Origin of the sequence: Micromonospora sp. NBC_00821, assembly GCF_036347035.1 — a bacterium.
GTDB lineage: Bacteria > Actinomycetota > Actinomycetes > Mycobacteriales > Micromonosporaceae > Micromonospora > Micromonospora hortensis.
In genome coordinates this window covers 6,115,595-6,140,084 of record NZ_CP108880.1, presented here as the reverse complement: position 1 = coordinate 6,140,084, position 24,490 = coordinate 6,115,595, and the positions used below count along the sequence as shown (strand labels likewise).

At 70.0% G+C, this 24,490-nt stretch carries 37 protein-coding genes; 4 read left to right on the top strand and 33 right to left on the bottom strand.

The window, feature by feature from the left end; all coding sequences use genetic code 11:
- Positions 1-154 precede the first annotated feature (154 nt).
- On the top strand, positions 155-463 hold the full coding sequence (locus OHB44_RS28120) for a hypothetical protein (protein WP_330438843.1): 309 nt from the start codon (positions 155-157) through the stop codon (positions 461-463).
- Between the two features lie 254 nt (positions 464-717).
- On the opposite strand, the gene OHB44_RS28115 is transcribed toward OHB44_RS28120, so the two are convergent.
- The 8 genes from OHB44_RS28115 to OHB44_RS28080 form a co-directional block, all read right to left on the bottom strand.
- A complete protein-coding gene (locus tag OHB44_RS28115; protein WP_330438842.1) occupies positions 718-912 on the bottom strand; it encodes a hypothetical protein in 195 nt (64 codons plus the stop codon).
- A gap of 154 nt (positions 913-1,066) precedes the next feature.
- Positions 1,067-3,214, bottom strand: a complete 2,148-nt coding sequence (locus OHB44_RS28110) for an FtsK/SpoIIIE domain-containing protein (RefSeq protein WP_330438841.1) — start codon at positions 3,212-3,214, stop codon at positions 1,067-1,069.
- Positions 3,215-3,304: 90 nt separating this feature from the next.
- Positions 3,305-3,499 carry a hypothetical protein gene (locus tag OHB44_RS28105; protein ID WP_330438840.1) on the bottom strand — a complete coding sequence of 65 codons (195 nt, stop codon included), beginning with the start codon at positions 3,497-3,499 and terminating at the stop codon, positions 3,305-3,307.
- A gap of 19 nt (positions 3,500-3,518) precedes the next feature.
- The gene (locus OHB44_RS28100; RefSeq protein WP_330438839.1) at positions 3,519-3,962 is read right to left on the bottom strand and encodes a DUF3307 domain-containing protein; all 444 of its coding nucleotides are present in this window, start codon (positions 3,960-3,962) and stop codon (positions 3,519-3,521) included.
- Positions 3,959-4,117: a hypothetical protein gene (locus OHB44_RS28095; protein ID WP_330438838.1), complete on the bottom strand. Its 159-nt coding sequence runs from the start codon at positions 4,115-4,117 to the stop codon at positions 3,959-3,961. The genes OHB44_RS28100 and OHB44_RS28095 overlap by 4 nt, the downstream gene beginning before the upstream one ends.
- On the bottom strand, positions 4,114-4,983 hold the full coding sequence (locus tag OHB44_RS28090; RefSeq protein WP_330438837.1) for a DUF2637 domain-containing protein: 870 nt from the start codon (positions 4,981-4,983) through the stop codon (positions 4,114-4,116). The genes OHB44_RS28095 and OHB44_RS28090 overlap by 4 nt, the downstream gene beginning before the upstream one ends.
- Positions 4,980-5,180, bottom strand: a complete 201-nt coding sequence (locus tag OHB44_RS28085; RefSeq protein WP_330438836.1) for a hypothetical protein — start codon at positions 5,178-5,180, stop codon at positions 4,980-4,982. Before OHB44_RS28085 ends, OHB44_RS28090 begins: the two co-directional genes overlap by 4 nt.
- Positions 5,177-5,338, bottom strand: a complete 162-nt coding sequence (locus OHB44_RS28080; protein WP_330438835.1) for a hypothetical protein — start codon at positions 5,336-5,338, stop codon at positions 5,177-5,179. The genes OHB44_RS28085 and OHB44_RS28080 overlap by 4 nt, the downstream gene beginning before the upstream one ends.
- 157 nt (positions 5,339-5,495) lie before the next feature.
- Between OHB44_RS28080 and OHB44_RS28075 the strand changes: the two genes are divergently transcribed.
- Together OHB44_RS28075 and OHB44_RS28070 are read left to right on the top strand one after the other, a co-directional pair.
- On the top strand, positions 5,496-5,723 hold the full coding sequence (locus OHB44_RS28075; protein ID WP_330438834.1) for a hypothetical protein: 228 nt from the start codon (positions 5,496-5,498) through the stop codon (positions 5,721-5,723).
- A gap of 122 nt (positions 5,724-5,845) precedes the next feature.
- Positions 5,846-6,076 (top strand): hypothetical protein, encoded by a 231-nt coding sequence (locus OHB44_RS28070; RefSeq protein ID WP_330438833.1) that lies wholly within the window; start codon positions 5,846-5,848, stop codon positions 6,074-6,076.
- A 212-nt stretch (positions 6,077-6,288) separates the two neighbouring features.
- Here OHB44_RS28070 and OHB44_RS28065 read toward each other — a convergent pair whose 3' ends face one another.
- The 3 genes from OHB44_RS28065 to OHB44_RS28055 all read right to left on the bottom strand — a co-directional run bounded on the left by OHB44_RS28065 (position 6,289) and on the right by OHB44_RS28055 (position 7,225).
- A complete protein-coding gene (locus OHB44_RS28065; RefSeq protein ID WP_330438832.1) occupies positions 6,289-6,513 on the bottom strand; it encodes a hypothetical protein in 225 nt (74 codons plus the stop codon).
- A gap of 220 nt (positions 6,514-6,733) precedes the next feature.
- The gene (locus OHB44_RS28060) at positions 6,734-6,961 is read right to left on the bottom strand and encodes a holin (RefSeq protein WP_330438831.1); all 228 of its coding nucleotides are present in this window, start codon (positions 6,959-6,961) and stop codon (positions 6,734-6,736) included.
- A 9-nt stretch (positions 6,962-6,970) separates the two neighbouring features.
- A complete protein-coding gene (locus OHB44_RS28055; protein WP_330438830.1) occupies positions 6,971-7,225 on the bottom strand; it encodes a hypothetical protein in 255 nt (84 codons plus the stop codon).
- 27 nt (positions 7,226-7,252) lie between these two features.
- Here OHB44_RS28055 and OHB44_RS28050 point away from each other — a divergent pair, with 27 nt between their 5' ends.
- Positions 7,253-7,576: a hypothetical protein gene (locus OHB44_RS28050; RefSeq protein WP_330438829.1), complete on the top strand. Its 324-nt coding sequence runs from the start codon at positions 7,253-7,255 to the stop codon at positions 7,574-7,576.
- On the opposite strand, the gene OHB44_RS28045 is transcribed toward OHB44_RS28050, so the two are convergent.
- From OHB44_RS28045 to OHB44_RS27940, 22 genes are all read right to left on the bottom strand, one after another.
- Positions 7,573-8,169, bottom strand: a complete 597-nt coding sequence (locus OHB44_RS28045; protein ID WP_330438828.1) for a hypothetical protein — start codon at positions 8,167-8,169, stop codon at positions 7,573-7,575. The two genes, OHB44_RS28050 and OHB44_RS28045, sit on opposite strands and share 4 nt — an antisense overlap.
- Positions 8,166-8,459: a hypothetical protein gene (locus tag OHB44_RS28040; protein ID WP_330438827.1), complete on the bottom strand. Its 294-nt coding sequence runs from the start codon at positions 8,457-8,459 to the stop codon at positions 8,166-8,168. The genes OHB44_RS28045 and OHB44_RS28040 overlap by 4 nt, the downstream gene beginning before the upstream one ends.
- A 28-nt stretch (positions 8,460-8,487) precedes the next feature.
- A complete protein-coding gene (locus OHB44_RS28035; RefSeq protein ID WP_330438826.1) occupies positions 8,488-9,390 on the bottom strand; it encodes a hypothetical protein in 903 nt (300 codons plus the stop codon).
- An 8-nt stretch (positions 9,391-9,398) separates the two neighbouring features.
- The gene (locus OHB44_RS28030) at positions 9,399-9,983 is read right to left on the bottom strand and encodes a hypothetical protein (RefSeq protein WP_330438825.1); all 585 of its coding nucleotides are present in this window, start codon (positions 9,981-9,983) and stop codon (positions 9,399-9,401) included.
- A gap of 9 nt (positions 9,984-9,992) precedes the next feature.
- A complete protein-coding gene (locus OHB44_RS28025) occupies positions 9,993-12,350 on the bottom strand; it encodes a hypothetical protein (protein ID WP_330438824.1) in 2,358 nt (785 codons plus the stop codon).
- Positions 12,350-14,371 carry a hypothetical protein gene (locus OHB44_RS28020; protein WP_330438823.1) on the bottom strand — a complete coding sequence of 674 codons (2,022 nt, stop codon included), beginning with the start codon at positions 14,369-14,371 and terminating at the stop codon, positions 12,350-12,352. The genes OHB44_RS28025 and OHB44_RS28020 overlap by 1 nt, the downstream gene beginning before the upstream one ends.
- 4 nt (positions 14,372-14,375) lie before the next feature.
- Positions 14,376-14,501 (bottom strand): hypothetical protein, encoded by a 126-nt coding sequence (locus tag OHB44_RS28015; RefSeq protein WP_330438822.1) that lies wholly within the window; start codon positions 14,499-14,501, stop codon positions 14,376-14,378.
- Between the two features lie 44 nt (positions 14,502-14,545).
- Positions 14,546-14,902 carry a hypothetical protein gene (locus tag OHB44_RS28010; RefSeq protein WP_330438821.1) on the bottom strand — a complete coding sequence of 119 codons (357 nt, stop codon included), beginning with the start codon at positions 14,900-14,902 and terminating at the stop codon, positions 14,546-14,548.
- Between the two features lies 1 nt (position 14,903).
- Positions 14,904-15,374, bottom strand: coding sequence for a hypothetical protein (locus tag OHB44_RS28005; protein ID WP_330438820.1), 471 nt, complete (start codon positions 15,372-15,374; stop codon positions 14,904-14,906).
- Positions 15,374-15,787, bottom strand: a complete 414-nt coding sequence (locus OHB44_RS28000; protein WP_330438819.1) for a radical SAM protein — start codon at positions 15,785-15,787, stop codon at positions 15,374-15,376. Before OHB44_RS28000 ends, OHB44_RS28005 begins: the two co-directional genes overlap by 1 nt.
- A gap of 9 nt (positions 15,788-15,796) precedes the next feature.
- Positions 15,797-16,537, bottom strand: coding sequence for a hypothetical protein (locus OHB44_RS27995; protein ID WP_330438818.1), 741 nt, complete (start codon positions 16,535-16,537; stop codon positions 15,797-15,799).
- Positions 16,538-16,539: 2 nt separating this feature from the next.
- On the bottom strand, positions 16,540-16,887 hold the full coding sequence (locus OHB44_RS27990) for a hypothetical protein (RefSeq protein WP_330438817.1): 348 nt from the start codon (positions 16,885-16,887) through the stop codon (positions 16,540-16,542).
- Between the two features lie 7 nt (positions 16,888-16,894).
- The gene (locus tag OHB44_RS27985; protein ID WP_330438816.1) at positions 16,895-17,326 is read right to left on the bottom strand and encodes a hypothetical protein; all 432 of its coding nucleotides are present in this window, start codon (positions 17,324-17,326) and stop codon (positions 16,895-16,897) included.
- Positions 17,327-17,959 carry a hypothetical protein gene (locus OHB44_RS27980; RefSeq protein ID WP_330438815.1) on the bottom strand — a complete coding sequence of 211 codons (633 nt, stop codon included), beginning with the start codon at positions 17,957-17,959 and terminating at the stop codon, positions 17,327-17,329.
- A 3-nt stretch (positions 17,960-17,962) separates the two neighbouring features.
- Positions 17,963-18,205 (bottom strand): hypothetical protein, encoded by a 243-nt coding sequence (locus OHB44_RS27975; protein ID WP_330438814.1) that lies wholly within the window; start codon positions 18,203-18,205, stop codon positions 17,963-17,965.
- Between the two features lies 1 nt (position 18,206).
- Positions 18,207-18,545 (bottom strand): hypothetical protein, encoded by a 339-nt coding sequence (locus tag OHB44_RS27970; RefSeq protein ID WP_330438813.1) that lies wholly within the window; start codon positions 18,543-18,545, stop codon positions 18,207-18,209.
- A gap of 62 nt (positions 18,546-18,607) precedes the next feature.
- Entirely contained in the window at positions 18,608-20,134 is a 1,527-nt protein-coding gene (locus tag OHB44_RS27965; RefSeq protein WP_330438812.1) for a hypothetical protein, read from the bottom strand.
- 8 nt (positions 20,135-20,142) lie between these two features.
- The gene (locus tag OHB44_RS27960; protein WP_330438811.1) at positions 20,143-20,823 is read right to left on the bottom strand and encodes an HK97 family phage prohead protease; all 681 of its coding nucleotides are present in this window, start codon (positions 20,821-20,823) and stop codon (positions 20,143-20,145) included.
- On the bottom strand, positions 20,820-22,217 hold the full coding sequence (locus tag OHB44_RS27955) for a phage portal protein (protein ID WP_330438810.1): 1,398 nt from the start codon (positions 22,215-22,217) through the stop codon (positions 20,820-20,822). Before OHB44_RS27955 ends, OHB44_RS27960 begins: the two co-directional genes overlap by 4 nt.
- A complete protein-coding gene (locus tag OHB44_RS27950) occupies positions 22,217-22,435 on the bottom strand; it encodes a hypothetical protein (protein ID WP_330438809.1) in 219 nt (72 codons plus the stop codon). Before OHB44_RS27950 ends, OHB44_RS27955 begins: the two co-directional genes overlap by 1 nt.
- Before the next feature lie 12 nt (positions 22,436-22,447).
- A complete protein-coding gene (locus OHB44_RS27945; RefSeq protein WP_330438808.1) occupies positions 22,448-23,809 on the bottom strand; it encodes a hypothetical protein in 1,362 nt (453 codons plus the stop codon).
- An 88-nt stretch (positions 23,810-23,897) separates the two neighbouring features.
- Positions 23,898-24,410 carry a hypothetical protein gene (locus OHB44_RS27940; protein ID WP_330438807.1) on the bottom strand — a complete coding sequence of 171 codons (513 nt, stop codon included), beginning with the start codon at positions 24,408-24,410 and terminating at the stop codon, positions 23,898-23,900.
- Positions 24,411-24,490 lie beyond the last annotated feature (80 nt).

Genomic DNA, 24,490 nt, shown 5'->3' with positions numbered 1-24,490 from the left:
CGCAACTCGACCAGACCGTCCAGGCTGCCGGTGGTACACAGCGGGCGGCCGAGACCCCCGCACCGCCGGCGTGGGATGGCCCAACTCTCATGACCACCGTCGCTCCGCTGATGACCCCCGGCCAGGTCACCCGTACCTGCGGGGATATGCGGTGATGGCCGAGACACCGACCACCGTGCACGAGGCCCGGGAAGCGGAGCGCGCCCGAGGACAGCAGGCGGTGGACGCCCTCGATCGGCGGCTCGGCGGCCAGCACACCCCGCTCCGGCCGGAGTGGGACTGCGGCACCTGCGAGCAGGATTGGCCGTGCCCGCCCGCGCAGGTGCGCCTGGCCGAGGCGTACGGCCGGGACCGGGTCGGCCTGGCCATGTACCTCGGCGCGGTGTACGCCGCTGCGGTCAACGAGCTGCCCGTGACCCTGACGGGTGAGACGTGGGTTCGGTTTGTTGGCTGGGTGCGCTGAAGCCCCTGCCGCAAGGTCCGTCCCGCTGCATGGGCTGCGCCTCGTGGAAGTTGAGCCAGCATGACTGCGGCGGCAGCCGGATCCCTCAGGAGGAGCTCGGCTGGTGGTGCGACTGCCCCGAGGGCGAGTGCCGTCAGCGACAACAGGGCATCTGGCCGCCAGGGCCATCAGCGACAGCCCGCCACAGAGGGCGAGCGCGACGTTGATCAGCACGAAGCAGCCCCCGACCATCGTGGTCGGGGGCTGCTTCGCGTTTAGCTGGCGTCGCGGTGCTTCTGCCTCATCCGGTTCCACACTCGGCGGCCGATGCGCCACCGCTTGCCGGTGTTCTTGCACCACCAGCAGCGCCGAGAGTGCTTCGGGTTGCTCTCGGACCGGTGGACGCCCTGACCCTTGCAGCACCAGCAGTCCTTGAGCGGGAACAGGGCGATCCGCACGACGTAGATCACGATGAGGGTCAGGGCGATAGCGCTAGCTGTCAGTGGGCCTCTCACAACGCCTCCACAGGCCGAAATCGGGGTTTGGGCGGTAGCAGGGTCTAGCGTCATTTCCGCTGCTCAGACGGGCTAGCGGAGGGGCTAGCGCTAGACCCCACCGGGGCTATCAGGACTCGACCTCAGCGAGGTCGGTGGAGGCGATCGTCTCGGCCGACTTCTCGGCGATCCTGGCGTCCAGGGCGGCCAGCTTGACGCCCTTGCGGGTGGTCGCCGTGCCCTCGATCCGCCGGCCGATGCTCACGGTCTTCACGCCGGCGCGAGCCATCCACGCGCCGAACACCTCGACGGTCAGGTCGGCGTACGCGTCGGGGTCGAGGGCCTGGAGCCGGGGCACGATCAGCTCCGACCACAACGCGTCTTCGCCCTCGTGCCATACCTGCCGGACGTCGGCGAGCAGGTTTCGCAGGGCGATGCGCGGCACCTCGACGGGCTGCTCACCGCGGCGCATCTCGAGCGCCCGAGCGACGACCTTCTCGGCGGCGGGGTTGTCGACGTACGACGACCGGCACGGGCGGGTCGGGCCGGCGCCGGCCCGGTAGCCCCAACCGGAGTCCTTCGGGCCGGTGGAGTCGCCCGGCTCGAACTCGGTCGGGCGGGCACCTCGGGCGTACGACCCGGTACCCAGCACCAGGTCTGTCTCCGTGTGAGAGGTGACCGCGAGGCAGGTCCGCAGGGCGATGTTCGAGCTGATGCCGCGCGGCACCGACTCCTTGTCGATGCGCTGGGTGGCGAACACGATGTGGATTCCCAGCGCGCGGCCGCGCTTCACGATGGACGTGAGCAGGAACTTCGCCCGCTTGCCGTGGGTCGGGTCGGTCAGCAGCTCTTGCAGCTCGTCGAAGAACGCCACCAGGGGACGGAGCCGGGCGTCGTGCTCGGCCATCCGCCGGTTGACCTTGTTCGCGGTGTTCATGCCCTGCGCCGCGTACTTTCGCACCAGCGGGGCGCGCTCGTCGCACTCGCTGAGCAGCCATTCCAGGGCGTTGAGGCCGTTGGCCTTGGTGACCTCGTCGGCGCCCGAGCCGTACAGCCCGTCTGGGCACAGCGGCTCCAGGCAGTCGATGTCGCCGGAGCCCTTGAAGTCGAACACGACCGGCACGACCAGCGGGTCCAGGATGGCCGCGAGCAGCACCACCCGGGCCGCGAGGGTCTTGCCCGACCCGGGGATGCCCGCGAACAGGCTGTTCTTCTCGGCCAGCGAGTACGTGATGGGGCGCATCCGCTCGTCGTGGCCGTAGACGAACGTGCCGGTGAAGTAGTCGAACTCGCCCGACTCCAGTAGCGGCCACGCCGGGGCCTTCATACTGCTGACCGGCTTGTCGGCCACCCAGATGGACAGCATGCCCGGGTGCTGCCCCGGCACGGTCGCCGGCCACACCTGCGTCTTCGGCAGCCGGAAGCCGGAGGCGAGCCGCTCCCGCTCGTCGATGACGTCGGTGGCCAGCACCCCGGCGGGCAGCAGCACCAGGGCCTCATGTCCGGGCCCCTCACGGCTGATGTCCCGCACGAACTTGATGTCCTTGGCGTCCTTGACGCCCTTCACCGAGCAGGCCAGGATCGCGGCCCGGGTCAGGCCGGCAGTCAGCCGGATGAACCGCTCAGCGTTGAACACCCGGTCCAGGATCGGCGCGTCGATCGGGCGGCCGACGTGCGCCAGGAACGGCACCACGATGGCGGCCGCGAGGGCTTGAGCCCACCAGGGGGCGACGAACACGAGCAGTCCGGCCACGACGGCCAGCAGCAGCACCACCGGCACGGCCAGCCAGGCGCGGGCGCCGACCCGGCGGTCACGCTGCCGCGACAGGGCCAGGTAGTCGCCGACGTCGTTGCGGTTCGCGGCGTTCTGCCGGATGCCGAAACCCTCCAGGTCAAGGCACCAGTGGATGCCCTTGCCGGTGAGCCGGAACAGGCCGAACGGCGCATACCAGGCGGTCTTGGCCGCGTACTTCGGTGACCGGGTGATGTGGATGGCCGCCGAGTACGTCACGAACGACACCGCCTCCACCATGAGGGCGTGCCGGCCAGCCTTGGACCGCAGCGATGCCGGCACGATCGGCTTGCGGTCGCCCTGGTAGCGGCTGGTGATGTCGGCGAATGTGGTCGACGTGGGCGGCGGGTCGACGGGCGGCCCGTCTTCCCGGCCGACCTCGATGGCCAGCTGCTCGCCGCGCGGCTCGAAGTAGTCCGCTTCGCCAGCCCGCGGCGCCGGCACGATCGGCTCCAGGTCATCGCCGTTGCTGTTGGGCTCTGCCATGATGGCCACTCCTCATTCGTGGGGATGCGGGGCCCGGCCGGGCGGTGGAATGCGTTGGCCGGGCCCCGCGCTGGTGGGGGGCGGGTTGGCTCAGTCCTCGAACCGCTGCCAAGCGGTCACGACGATCGGCCCCGGAATCTGCGGGTTGGTGAGCGCGCGGCTCACTGCCTGCACGTCACGGATGCTGCGGATCGGCTGCGGGAGCGTGATCTCCGCGTTGCCGACGATTCCGGCCGCCGAGTAGGCGACGAAGTACCGGTAGATCGTGGACGAGTTGATGTCCATGACGGGGTTCCCTTCGGGGTCAGACAGAGATGATCAGGGCGGACACGAACAGGAAGCCGATGTGCCACGACTGGTCGAGGGCGTACGCCCCGGTGCCCAGCGACGGGTTGTCGTCACGGTCGGCGCGTGGGGTGCCGAGCTTCCAGAACGCCGCCGATCCGGTGGCCAGGGCCAGGCGGAACAGCGGGGTTCGCCGGTCGGCGATGTAGTGGGTGGCCAGGTTGACGGTCATGCCGACCACCATCGGGGCCAGCGTCGGCCGCCAACCGGTGACGGCGGCGAGCAGGGCCAGGGCGAGCAGCTGCGTCGCGCCGTAGGTGGTGACGTGCTTGGCGCAGTTCCACCGCCCCACCCAGCCGGCGCGGCCCTTGTGGTCGGCCTGGTGCTGGGTCTGGATCCAGTGGTCGGCCACCTGGTGGGCGGCGTAGAGGGCGACGAACACCGCCGCGAACGCGCCGGTCATCGCTTGCCGTCCTTCCGATTGGTGGGCTTGAGCCAGGCGATCAGGCAGGTCACCGTGGCGCAGATGCACGCCACCCGGGAGAGGCCGTCGGTCACCACGGCCAGGCCGACCAGCAGGATCGCCATGGCCAGGAAGAGGCCCGGTCCGCGCTTCACCGCTTCGCCGCCGTAGCGATCCGGCCGCCCAGCTCGACGAGGCAGATGGAGGCGACGACCACCAGGCCGTCGACCGACAGCGGGAGCAGGTACTGCGAGCCGTTCGTCTCCCCGTACCGGGACGCGACCGCCGCCATGTGCCAGTAGGACACCCAGGCCGCGATACCGGCGATCATCGCCGTGGCAGCCCACCGGCCCACGGCCAGCCGGCGGGAGTGCACCGGCACCCGGGAGATCAGCTCGATGGTGAGCAGCAACGCCAGCGGGGACCAGGCCGAGATGACCTGACTGATGAACTCGTCACGGGCGTGCAGCACGTTCCCGGCGATGCTCGCGGCCACACCGAGGGCGAGCACCAGGCGCACGCCCCAGCGGATGCGGACCAGCGACTTTCGCTCCTCAGCGCCAGCCCGGGCCGGTGCGAGGGTGATCGGCGTGCCCGGGTGTCCGTCGACCGGGACCTGCGCCGACGCCTTGGCCGTCTTCTGCCGGCGGAACCACCGGCGGCGCGGCTGGTTTAGCTCGTCGGCCTCGGACTGGCCCGGGTGTCCGTCCGTACGCATCTGCGCCGCCGCGACCGCCTCGTGCATCTCCCCGTAGGCGTGCTTCTCGGCGGTGATCGGTCCGATCGGCTCGGCGTAGTCCCACGAGTCCACCGGCTGAACCGGGTTGGTGTCCGCCTCGGCGGGTCGGCCGGTACCGGCGATCAGCCGCTCACGCAGTTCGGTTGCTTTGGGTACGCCGATCTTGAATTCCTTCATCAGCCGGTTCCGGCTGGGCACCTCGCCGAGCTGGTCGGTGAGGGCGAGCGCACCCGGATACAGATCGTCGATGGTGCGCGGGTGCGCGCTGGCGGGGGCGGTCATCGGGCCATCTCCTTGGTGCGCTGGGCGGCCCGGCGGCGGGCCTCGGCGTTGGCCACCTCGAGCCGGCCCCTGGCGGCGTGCACCTGGCCGTACTGCTCCGCGTGACGGTGGACCAGGTGGCGGGCGATCAGCCCGACGGTGGCGGGGACGGCCAGGCCGCCGCCCACGATCAGCAACAGCAGCTCGTACTCGTTCACCGGGCACCCCCGGTCCAGCTCGTCGACACGCACATGCCGCCGGCGCCGGGATCGGGCGGGCAGGGGTTGGCCGTGTGGTTGTGGAACGCGGCGAGGCCGGCGAGAACAGCGCACACGAGGACGGTGCGTTTCACGATCCGGTCGATCATCATGGACATGGGTCGGGCTTCCTCCCGATCAAGGCCCTCGGTCAGCGGCGGAATCGCGGACCGGGGGCCGACTTCGTCTTTCGGGGCAGCTTGCGCGTTTGCGTCTCTAGTGAGACGCTAACCCCCTCATCCAGTGCGTGTCAACTGAGACATGGAGGCTGCTACCGTGACCGACGTGGTCCGCCCAAAAAAGGTCCTCACCGAGGAACAGCTCGCCCTACTCGCCGAGGCCGTCGCAGACGCCAAGCTGGCCGACGCCGCAGTCGAGAAGGCGTGGGCGTCGATCAAGAAAGCCCGGGACGCGGGCGTCGGCGACATGCTGCTCATGGACCCCAGTCAGACGGGCTGGAGTCGGGCCACCCTGAACCGGCGGTACGGCCCCCGCACCGACTAGCCCACCCCGCACGAAAGCGGCTCCGCCAGAGATTGGTGGGGCCGCTTTCATGTCTCACTTGACACGTGATCCCTATCCGAGTAACGTCTCATGTGAGACGCAAACGGGTGAGGGGGGCGAGAATGAACCGGCAGACGAAGGTCACCGCAGAGAAGATCCGCACCGGCCAGGCGCTGATCATGTTCGCCGCGATCGCCAGCACCGGCACCCCCGCCCGGTTCGTCGACGGCCCGGCCGGAGCCCGGCACCACCTGCTCACCGAGCGCGCCGCCACCCGCCGCGACCCGCGCACCGTCCGCACCACCCACGACGGCCGCCGAGTGATCATGCGCCGGACAGGCCGCCTGGCCTGACCCACCCACCAATTGAGAAGAGGACACCGCATGTCGAACGTGAAGCTGCTCGCCATCGTTGGCACCATCAACGCCGCCGTCGCTGTGCTCGCACTGGTGGCCGTCGTGCACCTTGTCCTGCCGGCCCTCGGCTACTGAGTCCCGAACTGACCCCCGACAGCAAGCCGCGCCCCTCGCCACAGAGGCGAGGGGCGCGGTGCGTAGCGGCAGGGCTAGGACGGTCGGTTGATACCCACGCAGACGATGAGCAGCACAATCACGGCGCCGACGATCGCCGTGTGCGCGAGGGTCATCGACCGCTTCACCACCACCCCAGCGGGCGTCGGCGCGATGGAGGCTGCGGTCCACGGGCCGCGTTCCACGACTACCCGGTTGCGGTTGCTGCGCGGTGTCACCCGGAAGCCGGCTGCCGTGGCGGAGGCGACGGCACTGTCCATCGGGATCTGCCACGCGCCGGTGTAGACCCTGCCGCCCGTGAACGGGCCGCTCTCCGGGCGGGTCGGGTCAGCGGGTGTATCGGGGGGTGGCGGTCATTGCGCGCTCCATCGACGGGGGTCGGTAGCCGGTCACTGTAGCGGCCCTGGGCAAGCGAAAACGCCCCCTGCCCAGCCGTGAGGCCGAGCAGGGGGCGCTTTTCCGTTCGCAGCGAAGCCGATGCTACTGCTCGCCTCCGACAAGGCTCGGCGACGCGGGCTCCCCGACGCCGGCCGACACGATCGACGTCAGCAGCGACAGCAGCGCCGCGCCGGCCGCGACCCCGCCCGCGAGCGGGAAGTCGGCGTGCAGCACGTTGAACCCGTCGAGGGCCCACAGACCCAGCAGCGACTGCGCAGCGCTCTTCCCCGCACGCTCGGCGGCGGCCTTCCAGAACTTGCTCGTGAACATCGAGCCTCCTCAGACTCTCGGGGGCCAGGACCACTGGCCCGGCTCGTCGCCGGGGGCGACGTTGAACTCGGCGAACCCGCCCTTCTCGCTGGGCGTGAACACCCACAGGTGGACGTGCTGGTCGCTGTCGAGCGCCGGCACCTCGTCGGCGGCGACACCGCGCGGGTCGAGGGTCTCGACGTCGGCAGTGACGATCGCGGCGCGCATGGCGAGCAGGCCCTGCTTGCCGCGGTAACGGACGATCCGGCCGGTGGACGGCTTCACGGGTACCTCCTTGGGTACGGTCGTCGGATGGTGCATGTGCCTTCTCTGCCGGCCACTGACCGGCTCACGCTGGCCGGGCTGTCCGGGGTCGCCGGCCGGTACGGCACCGGCAGCGACCGAGACGCCCCACGCGACCAGGCGGTCGCCGCGGTGCGTCAGGTGTCCACAGACCCGCGGTTGCTGGGAATCCAGGCCGGGGTGGCGTTGGCCGACCCGAAGGGCATCAGCGGGCCGACGGTCGAGCTGCTCCAGGCGGCGGGCGCCGACATGGAGGTGGCCGCTCAGCACGCGGCGGAGGTGCGGGCCCGGCACGAGCGGGCCGGCATCCGGTACGACCGGACGCTGGACTAGTCGGCGACGCAGGCCGCGATCTGTTGGGCCCCCTCGGTGGTGACCACTGTGATCGTCTTCGCGGTGGTGCCCGCCGGACACTGCGCGCCCGCTGGCCCAGCCTCTCCCTGCGGGCCCTGTTCGCCCTTCGGGCCCTGATCACCAGGAGGCCCCGCCGGGCCCGTTGGGCCGGTCGGTCCCGGAGGTCCCGCCGGGCCGGCGGAGCCGGGAGCGCCATCGGTGCCGTTCTCGCCGGCGACACCCGCACGGCCGGGAGCACCGGGCGGACCGGTCGGCCCGGGCGGGCCAATGCTCCCGTCGGTGCCGTCCCAGCCGCGTGGACCCTGAGGCCCCGGCGGACCGGTGACGGCCTGCGGATCCCGGATGATGTCCTCCGCTGGCGGAGCCACCGGGTCCTGCCCGGCGTCCTGCGCCTGCTGACGCTGCTGATCCAGGGCACTGGCCAACGCGTCGTTCTGCGCGCGTAGCACGCCGATCTGGTACGTCGCCCAGGCGATCATCGAGGCGACCACGACAGCGGCGAGGATCGCCGCCCAGTCCCGCCACCTGCCCCGGCGGCGCGCCCGATGCTCGCCCGCGGTCGTCATCATCATCTTGGCCCCTGAAGGTTGAAGTAGATGGTCACGATCAAGGCGGCGCACGGGAACACGACGGCCGAGATCAGCCACCGGGTAAGAGTCCTTCGCTGCTCTTCGCCGTCCTTCACCCGCGCCTCGAGCACCCCGACACGGGTTTCCATCGCCAGCCGCTCGGCGGCGTACACCTCGCGGAGCACGTACGAATCCATGCGCCGGCTGATCTCGGCGAAGTCGTCGTGGAAGTCGCGGCGCATGGAGTCGAGCCGCCGCGCAAGCTCCGCATTGGTGATGTCATCGCCGGGCACCGGCGGACCTCCCCGTGATGGTGGTCGGTCAGGCGACGAGTCGGCGGGCCAGCTCTTCGGCGACCTGCTTGGCCAGGGTGGGCGGGATGGCGGCGACGATGCGCTCCGGAGTGAGCTGGGCCAGGATCGCCGGCGCCAGCTCGACGGCGACGGCCCGCTCGTCGACCAGGTCCCGGCCGGCCAGCTTCGCGAGGTCGTTGCGCAGTGCCGCCAGCTGCCCGCCGAGGCTGACCAGCGTCGGGTGTGGGGGCGTGTAGGCCTGGCCGGCTTCCTTCAGTTTGTGGTCCTCACCGAGGGCCATCCGGGTGTAGACCTGGCCGATGGAGTTGCGGCCGTCCAGCGCGACTACCGCCTTGTAGACAGCCTCCAGTCGGTCGCTGTCGACGTCTCCGAACATGTCGTCCTCCTGGATCAATCCGATGGAAGCGAGGTAGCGGCGGAACAGGGGCCGCTGGTCGCGGCCCGCCTTGATGGCGTCGCGGAAGAAGCTGAAGTGCGTGTGCCAGCGGTGGGAGCTGTCGCCCGACTTCCGCTTGCCAAGGCGATCCCACCGCCGCACGGTGGTGCCGTCGGGGCTGTAGATGATCTCCCGGATATCCCGGGTGTCGGCCGCGTCGGCCTCGCACTGCCCGACGCACCACACGCTGAAGCTAGGCAGCGTGTGAGTACGGCCAGCGGAGCGGACGTTGAACTGGCCGACGTCCAGCGCCGCGGCGTCGAGGGTCAGCCCGGCCCGGTCGCGGGGCGACTCGACCACCGAGTAGTCGTTCGTGACGACCCGGTCCGATCCGCAGTGATAGCCACCCCGGTGGGCCGTATCGCCGACGATGCCGACCTCGCCCGGGTCCAGGTCGTCTGGGCCGGGGGCGTTGTCGAGGTGCGTCAGCAGCAGGCTGCGGACGGCCAGGAGGTTGGCGGGTGCGCGGGTCACGATGCCTCCTATGTCGTTTCGTAGGTGATCGACCAGCGCAACCTGTCGCCGACCGCCCATGTGAACGGGACGCTCGCCGAGACCACCCCGCCGACGGCGCACACGGTCAAGTTGGTGGCAACGTTGAACTGGGTGCTGCCACCGATCCGGTTCACGCTCGACGCCGCCGACAGCAGCACCGCAGAGCCAACGTGGAGCGTGGCGGACGCGGCAGTCGTCGGCGTCGAGATCAGCCACCCGCCGACCCCGTACGTGGTGGTCGAGCCCATCTCGATCTGCCCGGTGTAGTGCACCGTCGTCCCGATCCGCTTATACCTGCCCGCGATCGTCCCGTTGCTCAGCACCGGGTTCGAGGTAAATGCCGTCCACGTCGGCGTGTACGCCACCCACCCGGTGGCGTCCAGCAGCAGAGCCCAGGTCGACCCGGTGTATACCCGGATCAGGTCGGTGTCGGTCTCGTAGATGACCATGCCCTCGGGGGGCGACGACGGCCTGGTCCCCGACGTGCAGACGATCACCGCCTGATTCATCAAGTACGTGTTGACCTCGGCTGCGGTCAAAACATCGCCGTCGGCGAACGCCTTGTGTGCCACGGTCCCCCCTCAGTCCCAGTAGTGGCGGCCCTCGGCCAGGAACCCGTCGAAACTGATCACGGGGTTGGTGTTGGTGTTGCCGGTCTCGCGGCGGGTCAGCAGGCCAGCGCCCTCCCCGGTGGGGATGACCGTGTCGACGACGCTCGTCCAACCCGGTGTCGGGTCTGACGCCGGGCGCCACGCCCGGCCACGGATAACAGTCCCGAGGGTGCCCATCTGCAGCCGCCACGTGTTCCCAGCCGAATGCGTGCCAGCGGACGTGGAGCCCAGCGACCCCGACAGGGCGTTCGAGACCCGGCGGTAAATCGACAAGGTCACGGCACCTGACGGGGCGAAGCTGAGGTTGACCGTGTAATAGGTGCCCGGGTCCACCGCCCGGCCGACCATCCACACGGTGAGAGCCGCACCAGTCGGCAACACCGGAACCGTCACGTCCACCGAGAGGGACTGGTTGGCCATGCCGACCGTCAGCATCGACGTCCTGAACACCGACGCCGACGTGAGAGTCTGCCGGCCGACCCCGCTAGCGACCGCGTAGTCCGACGCCGACCCGCCGGTCGTCGTCCACACCTCACCGGAGTCCGCCGACCCCCACCCGGACGCCACGGTCCGCCCGAACTGGTCCTCGACGATGATCGGGTCCTGCGTCTGCTCCAGGGTGAACGTGGACTCCCAGTCCATGTCCACGCCCATCTGGTGCTCGACACCCCGCACCCACGCCGGGCGCACGATCGGCGACCCACCACCAGGCGGCCGGCGAGTCACCCGCAGCCGGTCGCCCAGCTCCCGGCCGAACGCCTGCGCGAACACCCGCTCATCGGACCCGCGCGGCTTCAGCCGCAACGCCGCGACCTTCGGTTCGGGCCGGGAGCGGCGGGCCACGATCTGCTCAGCCCACACCCGCGACTCCAGGTCCGTCTGCAACAGCAGGTCGCTGCGGGAGTGCGTGCGGGGCAGGTACCGCGACACCGACGCTGGGTCCTCGCCGAGCTGCTCCGTCCCACCCGCCCGTGCCGCCCTCACCTGGTTGGTGATGGACAACGCCGGGTTGGCGAGGGTCAGATCCTCGTACGGCAGCTCGGGCAGCCGACGCGACGTCGACGACCCGGCCACCCGATCCCACTCGCACCCCGGCTGGTCACCGTCGACATAAGCGGTGGCCGTGGTGCCCTCTTCGACCTGCAGGCCATCGATCCACACCTGCTGACCGGCCGTCGGCGACCCGGACGGCCAGATCCCAAAACCCATGGTCGCGCCGGTCGCGCTGCCCGTCCACACCAGCCGCTCCCACGCATCGAACACGGTCGACGACGACCCGAACGCCGCCCGGCCCGCGACGATCGTGTCGATGCGCGGGCTACCCGTCGGCACCCACACGTACACCGAGATCGTGTACGTCCGCCCAGACGTCAGACCGGCGATGTCGTACGCCACCCCCGGCAACAGGCCGCCGGTGCCCCACGTCGCCAGCAGCGACCACGACCCGAACATCGCGCGGACGCTGCTACGGGTCAGCGTCGGCGGGGTGCCACCCACCGACACCCACCCACCGCCGGCGTACGTCTCCAAGGACGGGTTGGGCGACAGGTTGATGGTCGTGTCGCCGGCCGACGGCTGGTCACCGAAGTGCGCCACCGGCCACCGGGAGCGGGCATCCGCGTACGGAGCCGCCCGGTCCCGGAACGTGACCCGCCCCTGGGCATCCATCCACAGCTCACCCAGCTCGGTGTCCGCGTTCAGCAGCATCTCCGTCAACGCCGGCCCCGCCAGCGTCGTCGCCTGCACCGCCTCCACCCCGGCCGCCAACACCCGGTCGGCGGACGGCCAACCGATGTTGGTCAGGATCCGACCGATCCGCGCACCCGTGGACTCCCCAGCGCCCACCGCGCTGATCGCGCCCCGGTCCTGCGCCGCGAACACCTGCAGAGCGTCAAAGCACGTCACCGTCACCCGCGCCACCTCGGAGCCGTCGTAGGCGACGGACCACTGATCCGTGAAGCCACGCCACACCGGGTACGTCACCCCGGCGTGCTCGACGCGGATCCGGACCGCCCGCATCGGCTCGACCTGCGTCACCCCGGCCGCCACGTACGGGCCAGCCAGGTTCAGTGGGTCGAACCTGCGGTCGGGGTCGTTGAACGTGATCGTCGCGGTGCCCGCTTCGAACCGCGGGTACGGCCCGGATGCGTCAGTCGCGCCCCGCCGGGTCTTCACCGACGTCACGTACTCGGATACGTCGGTGAGCAGGTTGCTCGGGGCGAGCGTGCCCACGCCGAGGATGCCGCGCGTGCTGTCACCCAGATGCAGCGCGGTGCCGGTCAGCGGGGCGGTGAAGCCGATCTCCACGATCAGCCGCGGATCAGCCATCAGCCACGCCATCCCTTCCCGTTGCCGCGCTCGTACGCCTGGATGGCCCGAACCGTGACCCGTCCGACGTCCGCCAGGTCCGCGCCCGGGGCAACCTGCACGGTGATCGAGTAGTGGTTGACGACCGATGCCGGACCGCCGCCGCCACCACCGAAGCCGCCGGCCGCCGCCGTACCGGCCGGTGAGCGACCACCGCGCAGCGCGGCGCGGATCCGCTCCACGCCGGCATGCCCGCCCGCCGCGTCGACTTCCTCGGCGCTGAGAATGTGCTCACCCGGGGCCAGCAAGTACGGCTCGCTATCGACACCCTTCGGGCCCGAACCGATGACCGGGCCACCCGTCGAAGCGCCCTTCAACTGGGTGCCACCAGGAACCTTTAGGTCACCCTTGACGGTGTAGTAAATGCCCCGGTGGATGTCCTTGATCTTCCCGGCTGCGGCGATGACCCGGGCGATCGCGTCCCGGGCCGCCTTGTCCTTGATCGAGATGTCCCGCTTGACGTTGGGGATCCCGAACAGCTTGTTGGCCAACTCGCGGGCCTTACCCGCCTCCATGCCCATCGCGTCAGCAGCCCGCAAGAACGCGGCCCGGCCCCGCTCCGTAACGGCGTTGGCCTGCTCCTGCGACCCGGTCGCCGCCAGCGTGGCCTGCGACTTCCGGATCGCCGCGGCCGCGATCGCGTCCAGGGCGGCCTGGTTCGCCCGCCCCTTCTCCGTACCGTCAGCCAGGGTCTTCCCGTTGCGCTTCACCGCCTCGGACGCCGCGTCGATGGCTTCCTCGAAATCCCGGGAGGCAGCCCGCGCGTCGAGGGTCTTACCGGCGAACTCGTCGACCGCCTCTTGCAGCGACCTGATCTCGGTCGTGGCGGTGCTCGCGCCCGCGGCGGCCTTCATCAACCCGCCGAAGATCCCGTCGCCGGCCTCGGCGCCCGAGTCGCCGCTGGCGTCCAGCGCACCCTTCAGCTCGGCGATCTTCGCCCGGCCACCCTCAACCTGGTCGCCCAGTACCGGGATCCACCCCCACAGGGTGTCCGCCACAGCACCGCCGGCCTCACCGACATCCAGTAGCGTCCGATACAGCGACGCAAAGCCGGTGACCAGCGCGGACGTGGTCCGAATGCCCGATTCCGCGACGATGAACAGGTAGCGGATCGCGGACGCGCCCTCGTCGGCGTTCTCCGAGAAATCCGAGAACATGTCGCTGAGCGCCCGACCCAGCCGGGGCAAGCCCTCACTGATTTCGCGGATGATCGGGCCGGCGGCCGCCGCCGCCTCCGCCACACCGGGGCCGATCTCCCGCACCAACCCGGCCACGCCCTGGGCTAGAGGCTCGACGTAGCGGGCCGCCGACTGGAACACGTCGTCGACGTCGTCGGCCACATCCGACCACGCGTCGCCGATGATGCCGATACCCCGGATCGTCGGGCCCACGAAACGGCCGGCCGAGTCCTCAAGGTCGCCCATGATGGTCTCGCCGAGGTGCTTCCCGGCGGCCTGCACACGGGAGTCCTTCGCGGCCAGCGACACGCCGCCGATGACCCCGCCGATACCAACGCCCCCGACGACCGCACCCGCCACGGCGGCGCTGAGCGTAGGCGCCAGAGTCGCCGCCACGACGGAACCGATTACCGCGCCAGCCGGGCCGACCGGAGCTTTCGCGAGCAGCGGGCCGATCCGGGCGACGAAGCTGGCGCCGAACCCCTCGGCGGCGTTTCCACCAGCCTCAGCGAAGTCGGGTAGCAGGTCCTTCGACTTGACCAGCTTGCGCAGCTCCGCCTGCTGCCGGCGGATGCCCTTGCTGATGTCGATCCGGTCGGCCTCGTCGGACGTGCGGGCGAACGCCACCGCCAGCATCTTGAGGGACCCCTCGACGTCGGCGATCTGCCGGTCGAGGTCCTGGGCGTCCTTCTCGGTGGCGTCGAGCGACTTGCCGAACCGATCCAAACCGCCGCCGGCCCGGTCGGCCATCTTCGACACGGTCTCTTCGCCCAGGAGGCTGACGAGAATCTCGCGCTTGTCCATGAGGTCACCTCCCCTGCAGCGCCGGGTGTTGGGCCATCAGTTCCGCCCGCTCATCCGCCGCCAGGGGCAGCAGGTGGACGTGGATCTCCCGCAGGGTCATCTCGCGCAGCACTGGCGGGCTGATCGCCACGTAATGGCGGGAGAAGCGGGGGCCCACCTCGTCGAGCAGGCCGGCTACGCCTCCGCGCTCGGCGGCGAGGTCGACGAGGTAGAAGCTGGGGGGTCCACATCAGTGGCCGGAGCCGGCTCCCAGTCGGCCAGCCACACCAGCGGCTCGAAACTGGCGAAATCCTCGTCGACGCCGGCCAGCTTCCGTACCACCCACATGCTCGCGAGGTTCGCGAAGGTGAGATTCGTCCTCACACCCAGGCACATGTCCCGCACGCCCATGCCGATCTGCTGTTCGATCTCCACCAGCTGGCGGGCGGGCACCCGCACCAGCGCGGCCTCGTCGTACACCCACCAGTCCGACCCGTACCGCTCGTGGTCGTCCTCGTGAAACCGGAACCGCATCGGAGGCAGAAGCTTCATCTCAGCCCTTCGTGATTTGGTCGGCGATCCAATCGACGACCGCTCTCATCTCCCGAGCCACATCGGGCCCGAGCCCATCCACCGGCCGGTCCACGAACCCGCGCCGCACCCGCTGGTCCACCCACGGATGCCGGCGGCCCGCCGGGATCGGGTGGCGCAACACGCCCCGGTTGATCCGCACGACGTCGCGGTTCTCCCGCTTCCCCGCCCCGGTCACCTTGATCTGCACCGACGCCGAACCGCGGCGCTCCCGCACCGAGGTCCGCAGCCGCACCGACTTCGACAGCAGCGGCCCGTACCCCGACGGCATCAGCTGCACAGCCGCTTTCTGCACGGCCGGCTTCAGCGGTTTGGCCGCCCGCTGCAGGCCCCTCGACATCTGCCGGCTCAGGTCGCCGTCGCCGACCATCCGCAGGTTCCGGCGGACTGCGGTCAGCTCACGGCTGCCCGTCGCCTTGATGCTGAAAGCCATCAGGCGGTGTTGCGGGCCACGCCGTCCGGGTCGGACAGCGGCCACGCCACCGACCGGGTCGCCAGCTCACCCACCGAGTTACCGAACGGGCTGATCTGGTTCACCAGGTACGACCCGACGTACTCCGGGTTCGTCGCCGAGATCGCCGCCGACGTCGGCCGGACCTTGATGACCACAACGGTCTTCCTGGCCGCCCAGATCGTGGCGTCGACCGACGACGCGGCGAAGTCGTCGTTGAAGTTGATGGTGATCGTGCCGTCCTCAAGACCGGCGATCCGTGAGTGGGCGGAGTCGCCCATCGCGGTGTCCTGCAGCGCGGCGAACTCGATCGGCAGCTGCACGCTGGTCACCCAGTCGGACAGGTCCACCGAGTTGACCTCGACGCGGGCGTCAACAAGCGCGAACGTGGTCATGCTCTCCCCCTACTTGATGCCCGCGACGCAGGCGATGCTGAAGGTGCCGGTGATCGCGGTGACCCGCAGCCGGTACCAGGTGTCGGTGATCGCCCCCGGCACCCGGGTTGCCCAGGTGCCGCCAGCGGCGGTGATCGGCCCGAACGTCGCCCGGGTCGTCGCCGACGTGAACCCCGAGTTGTCGTCGGACTCCAGCACCGCGGTGATGGTCGTTCCGACGCCGAAGACGTGCAGGGCCGCGTAGAGGAACTGGTCGGCGGCGACCGCCCCGAGCTGGTTGCCGGTGCCCGTCGCGCCGGTGGCCACCACGTTCGCTTTCGTCTTCAGCACTGCGCCGCGGATCGCGCCCGGCGACCCGTTGCCCTTGCTGGCCTGCGCGGTCAGGTTGAACGGCGTCAGCTGCCCGACATCGCCGAACACCTGGTAGGTGAACGCGCGGGACTGGTAGAAGTACGCCGGGCTGCCCTCAACCCCGTCGTGCGAGTGGGTGATCACCTGCACGGTGCCGCCGAGCGCGTTGAACGCCGCCTCGTCGACCAGGCCCACACCGAACTGCGCGAACCCGGCCACCTGCGAGCTGACGCTCTCCAGGCCGGCGACGCGGGAATGCGCAGTCCGTGTACCGGCCGGACCCATCGTCGTCGAGATCAGCGCCTCGTACTCGATTGGCATCGTCGTCTGGTTGGTGTCAGCGGTCATGTCGTAGCCGCCGAACCAGGTGGTGATGTTGTTCGCCGCGAAGGTGCTCACGGTCAGCCCCGCTTGGCGGCCGGCTTCGACGCCGTCTCGTCGCCCAGGGTCGGGTTCGCCTCGACCGCTGCCGGCGGGTCGGCCTTCGGCAACACCTTGATGTGCCGGGCGTACACAAGCTGAACGATCCGCGTCTCTTCCGGATCCAGTTCGACGACCTGGCCGCGGCCGACGCTCTCACCCGTACGCACGTCCGTCACCCGCACGTCGCCGATCACCTCAGCGCGCACGATCTCGTCGGCGATCGCTTCGAGGTAGTGCGGGCGGCAGAACTCGACGGGGCGGATGCCGGTGCCGACGGCCGGCTCGTAGCAGCCGTCCGCCTGCCGCTTGCAGAACTTGATGTCCATGACTCTCCTACTCGGTGCCCTTGGTGGTCACGACGAGGCGCAACGTGGCGCCGAGATACTGGGTGGAACCGAGGGTGTGGTCTGCGCCGTAGTCGGACATGTAGGCGACGTGGGCGTCGGTGTGGGCCAGCCCGAGGTGCCGGGCGTTCCACACCGCCTCGCGGATCGACTTGCCGCCGGCGCCGGTGACGTAGTCGTCGAGCTGGTCCTGCGCCACGTCGAGGGATCCGTTGGGCACCAGCACCAGGAGATCGAACTGGTAGGTGTCCGAGCCTCGGCCCATCGCCACCACGAAGTTGGCGCCCTGCTCGTCGGACGGCTGCACGACGACGACGTCGCCGGCCGCCGACCCGGGCACCGTGCTGTGCACCTTCAGACCCGGGATGGCCGGTTCGAGGGTGCTCCTGACGGCCGCGCGGACCTGCTTCAGCGACGCCACTTAGCCCACCACCCCGACCGTGATCCGGATGAAGTTGTGCAGCAGGTCGACCACGTCCGGGTCCTTGCGGGTGATCCGGACCTCGCCGAACCCGTTCAGGCCGGCCACCCCGAACACCGCCTCCCGCCGCTTGAAGATGGACGCCGCGCGCAGCAGGCACGCCTCGTTCACCTCGGCGGGAATCTCCGACCAGCCGTGCCGGGCGGTGACCCGGACCGTCGCCCGCCGCGCGTGCACCGGCCACGTCCGGCCGCTGGCCGCTACCAGCCGCGTCCATGCGTACGCGCCACCGTCGACGGCGGCGTTCAGTGGCTCCATCTGCAGATCACTGGCCGACCAGGTCGTCGACCAGTTGCCGTCCGCGTTCGGGTCGGTGGTCACGACCAGGCCCTGATCCGTGGAGATGTCAGCGACGTCCAGCTCGTACCAGTCGTCGGCGACGTACGTGCGGGTCGTCAGGGCGTCGGCCGGATCCCGCCAGAACCGGCGGGCGGTGTGCTTCTCGATCGCCCGGGAGGTGGCGTTGAGCGCCCTCTCCAAGTCGGCCAGGGGCAGCTTCAGCGCGTCCGGGTCGGTGTCGCCGAAGTGGTTCCGCAGCTCTTCGACCGTCGCGTACCCGTTGACGACCGCCATGGGTCACCCGCTACGGTTCGCGCCGCCGCGGTGCTGGCGGTTGGCCGCCGGCGGCTTCTGCCGCTCCCGCTCGGGCTCCGGCTCGGGCTCCGGCTCGGGCTTGACCTCGGCCAGGGCGCCGGGCGAGTCCCGCTCGACCCACCCGGCGTCGGCCGGATCCAGCTCAACGACCTCGTCGGCCACCCACGGGCCGAACCTCTGACCGTCTCGGAACGCGCTGTACGAGTGATTCACCTTGTAACGCATGTCAGGCCCCCAGGATGAACTGCCAGGCGACACCGTCGCACCAGACAATGGCGCCCTTCGCGGCCGGAACCGCGACGACCGTCGCCGCTGCGGCGTCCTGGATCGTGAGGGCGTGGGTCGCGGCCGTGGTGTTGCGGACGTGCAGGTACACGCCAGCGCAGACACCCACCGCCGGCAGTACCAGGTTCCGGCCAGCACCGTTGCAGTCGAACGCGACCGCGTTGTACCGCTCGATCTCGTCGACGGTCAGCGTGCGGTGCGCCGCCAGGACCTCCGTGGACTTCACCGACCACCGGTTCGCCCGGCCGTTCGGCGCAGTCGCGATGTTCTCGCGTGGCATGGCTCCTCCAAGCCGAAGGCCCCGAACTGACGTGCGGTCCGGGGCCTCTACGGGTAGTCGGGTCAGATGTTGTAGAGCGTCGCGGTCGACTCGATGCCGGCGGCCGCGCCCGTCGGGGTGAAGCGGCCCATGCCGAGGCGCATCGAGTAGACGACGCGCCACTGGTCCGAACCGGGCAGACGCTCGGTCTCGACCTGCACCCGCCGACGCCAGCCGACCTTGAAACCGCGCCGGTTGAACGCGGTGACCTGGCCCTTGGTGTTGTTGGCCGGGGTGGTGGACACCTTGCCGTCGGCCTCGGTCTTGCTCATCGCGATCGTCGACACGAACGGGTTACGTCCGATCCGCGCGATCTCCCCGTTCAGCACGGTCGCCTGCGACCCGTACTTGTCGACAGTGATGAGCTCGTCGAGCAGCGCCGCCCGGTCGGCGGTCTCCGGGTCGGCGATGTAGACCAGGTCCTCCGGGTCGATCGGGTGACCCCAGTCGACGAGCCGGGCCGTGTCGATCATCTTCCCGCGCAGGCCGTGAAGCCCCGCGTAGGTGAGCGACGCGGCGGCGTCGACCGCGTTGCCGGTGTTGTCGACCAAGGAGGCGTGCCGGATGCCGTCGAACGCCAGGTAGTGCTTGGTGTCGGCCGGGTCGGCGTCGTCGAGGTTGATGTTGCCGGTCGCGGCGTTCGTGGTGTCGCCGTTGGTGACCAGGCTGTCCGAGTAGTGCGCGACGGACAGCGCGGCCTGACGCCGCAGGAACGGCACGAACGGGATGATCGAGTCTTCCTGCATCTCGCCGGACCACATCTGGTGGATGACGAACTTCTTCGCGTCGACCTGGACCCGCTGGCTGCCGGTCTTCACCGTCGGGTAGTTCGAGCTGTTGTTCAGCGTCGACTCCGACACGAACAGCATCTCCGGGATGTCCACCTCGACCGGAAGGTACGCGGTCGGGTCGGTCATCTCGAACGACTCGATCAGCGGGAACACGCGGCCCAGCTTGCGCGGCGCCTCCCACAGCTCGCCGACGTACTGCGCCCCGATGAGCTGCTGACCGTACCCGCTCTCGGCGGTGTCCATCGCGCGGATCGCCCGCTCGTACGCGCCGGTCAGCTCGAACTTGCCCTGCCGGGCCAGGTCGCGGTCCTTCCCGTGGAACTCCGACAGCGGGATCCGCGGGAACAGGTCATCGATCGCCTTGCGGTCCATGTCCCGGACCTGCTGCATCGGCAGGTAGCGGGCCTCGGTTATCGCCTCGAAGGTGCGGGTGAGCTCGTCGGACGGGCCCGGGTGGATGCCCTTGCTGGTGGGCATTCCGCGCAGGCCCGACTGCAGGTCGTAGAGGAACTCGACGTCGGCGACGCTGAGACCCCAGCGTGCGTACTTCGTGCCGACGAGCTGACGCTCTGCCGGACCCTGCCCGAACCGCAGCTTGCGGACGAACTCGGGGTCCTTGCTCAGGTCGTCGACCAGACCGCGCACCAGCTCGGTGAGCTTCTCGTCGGACGTCCGATCGGCGATCGACTTGTCGACCGCATCCATGCGCTGCCGGACCTCGGTCCCCAGCGCCTCCAGCGTGAGCTTGTCGTCGCTCATGCCTCTCCTTAGAGGTCGAAGGCTGCGAGGAGACCCCGCGCAGCATCTGGTGATACACCCGGCGCCGGCGGCGCCGGGGTGATGATGGGCTCCCCTGCGGGAGCGGGTGGGGCGAGCACGTCGCCCAGGGCGCGCAGCCGGGTCAGCAGCTGGTCGAACTCGGCGGACGACGCCCCGCGCACCGCGGCGATCAGCTCCGGGTCGACCAGGCCGCTACGGCCGGCGGTGACGAGCGCCTTCGCGTCCATCGGCACCGGCACCACGGACAGCTCGGTCAGCTCCCACTTCGTGGCCACGCCGCCGCGCCAGTAGGAGTCGGCCTCGTTCTCCCACTCGGTCACGTCGAAGCCGATCGACACGGCCGACAGGAACCCGCCGCGCATCTTCCGTTCGACCTCGCGGGCGAACTCGTCGCCGGCGTCGAACTCCAGCTCCCCGCCGAGCGTCGTGCCGTCGACGGTGATCGTGTCGGGGTTCGTCCGGCCGATCGGCAGGTTCCCACGGCCCCAGTACGAGTGCCCGTAGCCGAGCACCGGGTTGCCCCGGTAGCGCTCCAGCTGGGCGCCGGACATCCGTAGGTCGATTCCGTCAGCCTGACGGCCCTCGGACGCCATGACGACCCGCAGCGGCGCACCCTCGCGCAGCGCGGTCCGGTCGACGTAGCCGAGGGCGCGATGGATGGTCGTCATAGCCTCGCTCCATTGATCGCGAACTGACCCAGGAACTGCCGGGCCTGCATGTGGTCGAGCAGCTTCTCCCCGGACACCTGCGGCGCCTGGTCCACTGGGTTGACCTCGTCGTCCGGCAGCTGCGCCGGCGGCACGGTTGGCGCGGGCGGCTCCGGCATCTTCCCGTCCGGACCGACCTGCTCTTTGTTGACCGGCAGCCAGGGCTCGTCGCCCCACTTCACCGGCGGCCAACCGCGCGCCTTACGCCACTCGTTGATCGTCATCGCGCCCCGGTCGAGCATCTGCGCCTCACGGCCCCACGCCTCCGACGCCGACTCCTGCAGCGCTGGCACGCCGGAGAAGTCGTACTCGCACCAGTCGGGCCCCGAGCCGCGGAATCGGGGTAGGAACTGCTCCCGGACCTCGGCCGCACGGAAGTCGGCGTCGGGCTTCAGCGCCCGCGTCCACTCGATCCGCTCGAACGCGGTCGCGTTGGCGAGGGTGGCGTTCTCCATGTCGCCGAGCAGCGCCGGCTGCATCCCATACGCCCGGCACACCGCCCGGAACGTCATGCCCAGACCGGCCACGTACTCGGCGTCCTTCGGCGAGATGCCCAGCGGTTTGAACTGCGCCTCGTACCGCAGCACCGCCCACCGGTGGGCCTTCTCCGCACCAGACAGCCGGCGCTCGAGCTTGCGCTCCAGGTCCGCGGCCTGCTCTTCGGAGAACGTCACCTTGTCCGCCGGCGGCACGATCAGCCCAGCGATCTGCAGGCCCTGCTTGAAGAGCTTGCTGTTGCTGGTCATCATCGCGTGGCCGGTGTCAGCGGCCAGTCGCGCGGCGGCCAGCGGCGACAGCGCACTGAACTCGTCGATCGGGTTCGGGTACCGGTGCCACACGATCTCGTGCGGCTCGAACGGGATGATCTCGCCCGACACCGAATGGTACGCGTACCCCTGGATGTAGCCCGTCTCGTGCGGCACCGGACGGACCCGGGACGGCTTCAGCCACCAAATCTCCGTCGGCCGCCCCTTCGGGCCCTCCAGCGCCCAGTACGACTCGCCCCAGACGCCCATGGACATCTCGTCCATGCGGGCGAGGCGCTCTGTCGTCCAGTGCGGATTCACGGCCTGGTACAGCTTCACCGCCGGATGGTCGGTGACCTCGGACTTGTCCGAGCCGCGCCCCTTAAAGAACTGCAGCTGCAGGCCGGACATCAGCCGGGCCCGCTGCGCCACGACCGAGTAGACGTCGTTCGAGGTGGCCAGGTAGTCGCCGTACTCTTCCGGGCTGAACCGGGAGTCGTCGTGACCGAACGCGCCGTCCGGGGCGATCAGCTCGCCCTTGCCGACTGGCCACGCCCGCTCCGGGCTGCGCCCGTGCCGGCGGTCCTGGATGCGCTCCAACAGCCCCATCAGCCGTCACGCTTCGGACCGGCGGCCTCCCAGCCGACCATGCCTGCAGCCCACAACCACGCCAGCACCCAGCCCACCGCCCGCACCACGAACCGGGCGGTCGCGAACAGCACGAACGGCACCACCATCAGCGCCACCAGCAGCACCCGACGCCAGTCCACCTGACCGGCCCGCTCGTTGATCCGGTCCACCGTCGCCGTCAACGTCGCCGTCGTCACCGCGACCCCCTCTCACGCCATCAGCGAGCCCGTCAGCACCTGCGTCTTGTCCGGCAGGGCCAGCCACAACCGGCGCCCATACCGGGCACCCGTGACGCCCACTACAGGGCCGATGTCCACCTCGGATGCCTTACGGCCCCAGGCGATCTGCCCCGCGTCACCGATCGGCCTCGACTTCACGTTCTTCACAGCCTGATTCAGGGGCTCCTGGTCCAGATGCCGCAGCCGCAGCGGATCCGCCCGGAACACGTCAATGAACTGGCCCACGGCAGCGGCCATGCCGACGGCGTCGAGGACCAGGACGTCACCGCGCGCCGGCCGCTCCGGATCCTCGGGCACCGTAATGCCGTGCTCCCGCAGCCCGTCGAGCAGCGCCGCGGCCCCGTTCTTCCCGTCGATGACAATCGCCACCAGGTCGTCGCCCAGGACCTGCTTCCACTCGACGGCCCGGTCAACCATCCAATCGACGCCCGCCCGGTAGTCGACGACCTGGAGGTGTTCCAGGCCGTCAGCGCGCTCTCCGGCGAGGCTGATGGTGCCGTGATCGCGCAGCGGCGTGACGTCCAGCATCAACGCCACCGGGCCGGACCGTCGCGACTCCGTGTCGACCATCGCCGACCACCGGGTGGGATCCAGCACCCCACCGCCCTCCAGGCGGGGCAACCACGCACCGAGCCGTTCGATGGCGAACTTGTCACCCAGGCCGGACGGCTTGCACTCGTCCTCGACCGTCTCCTCAGTGATCCTGATCCCCAACGCAGGGTTGCAGGCGTACCAGAGGTCGCGGTCCCGAGCCCTCTCCCGGTCCGCCGGCCGGGTCGGGTTCAGTGCCGCACCCCAGTCGAAGTGCGCCAGCCGAGGAATGCCCTCCTCACCGTCGCCCCTGAGGCCATACGACCACGCCTCCGGGTCGTCCGGCGGGGTACCGAAAAACCACACCTGCCAGTTCGGCATCGCTGAAACCGTCGGCAGGATCGCCGCCATCTGCTCGCTGCTCAGCTCCTGCGCCTCGTCCAGCACCAACTTTCCGGCCGAGAAGCCACGGATCGCCGTTCGGGAACGGGTCGTGTACTGCAACATCCGACCGTCGCGCAGCTCAATCTGCTGCTCTCCGTTGGCCTGCCGGTACTGATCCACCAGACGGTGCAGGTGCTTCGCGCCCCGGATGATCCGCTCCAGCCGCACGTACGCCCTGGCGGACGTGCGGTGCTGGTGCGACGAGTGCACGATCAGCTCCTCGCCGAACATGAACAGCCACGCCAGCTCAAGGGCTTCGATGATGCCGCCCTTGCCGTTCTGCCGGGGGACCCAGCAGGACACCTTGCTCGCGGTCCAGCGACCGTCGAGGTGCGTACCAAGCCCATGCGTCAGCACGTACCGCTGCCACTCGTCGAGGTGCAGTCCCGCGCTTGCCGCCAGGTCGATAACCTCCGGAGCCGCAGAAGTCGGGTACGGCGGGAAGTTAGCTACCCGCGGCGTTTGCGAGCCTCTTCTCGCGCTGAGCAGCGAGCTGGTCAAGGATGCTGCCCCCCTGTTCCTGGTCGCCCTCCGCCCGGCCGCTCTGGCGAAGCTCAGCGACGAGCTGTTTGAGCACCGTCGCCTGCTGCCTTGCCTCAGCGAGCAGGCGGTCAATGACAAGCTCCTGCCGGTCCGGGTTGCCCTTGGCGTCGACGATGTCCAACCAGTCCTGGGCGTCGCCGTCGAGAAGTCGATGCAGCCCGTCGAGCCGGTCGGCGATGCGGCAGGCTTCCTCGAGCACCACCCGCCGGCCACCGTCGACGGCGGCGCCGCCCATGTCGTCCCAGAGGCGTTGCCCGCGCACACCCAGGCGTGACGCGTTACGCGTGACGCCCGTTACGGGTGACGGGACGGGCAGGACGTCGTCTCGGCAGTCACGATCCGGGTCGCAGAGAGTGTGATCGCCCCGCTTGTGGGCCCGGTATCGCTTCTGACGCTCCGCAGCGGATAGACCCATGACGGGCACCCCTTCAGGTGACCCTCCGCTACGCCGAAAGCTGGCGGGGAGAGATATTCATCGCTTCGCTTGGGGTGGCC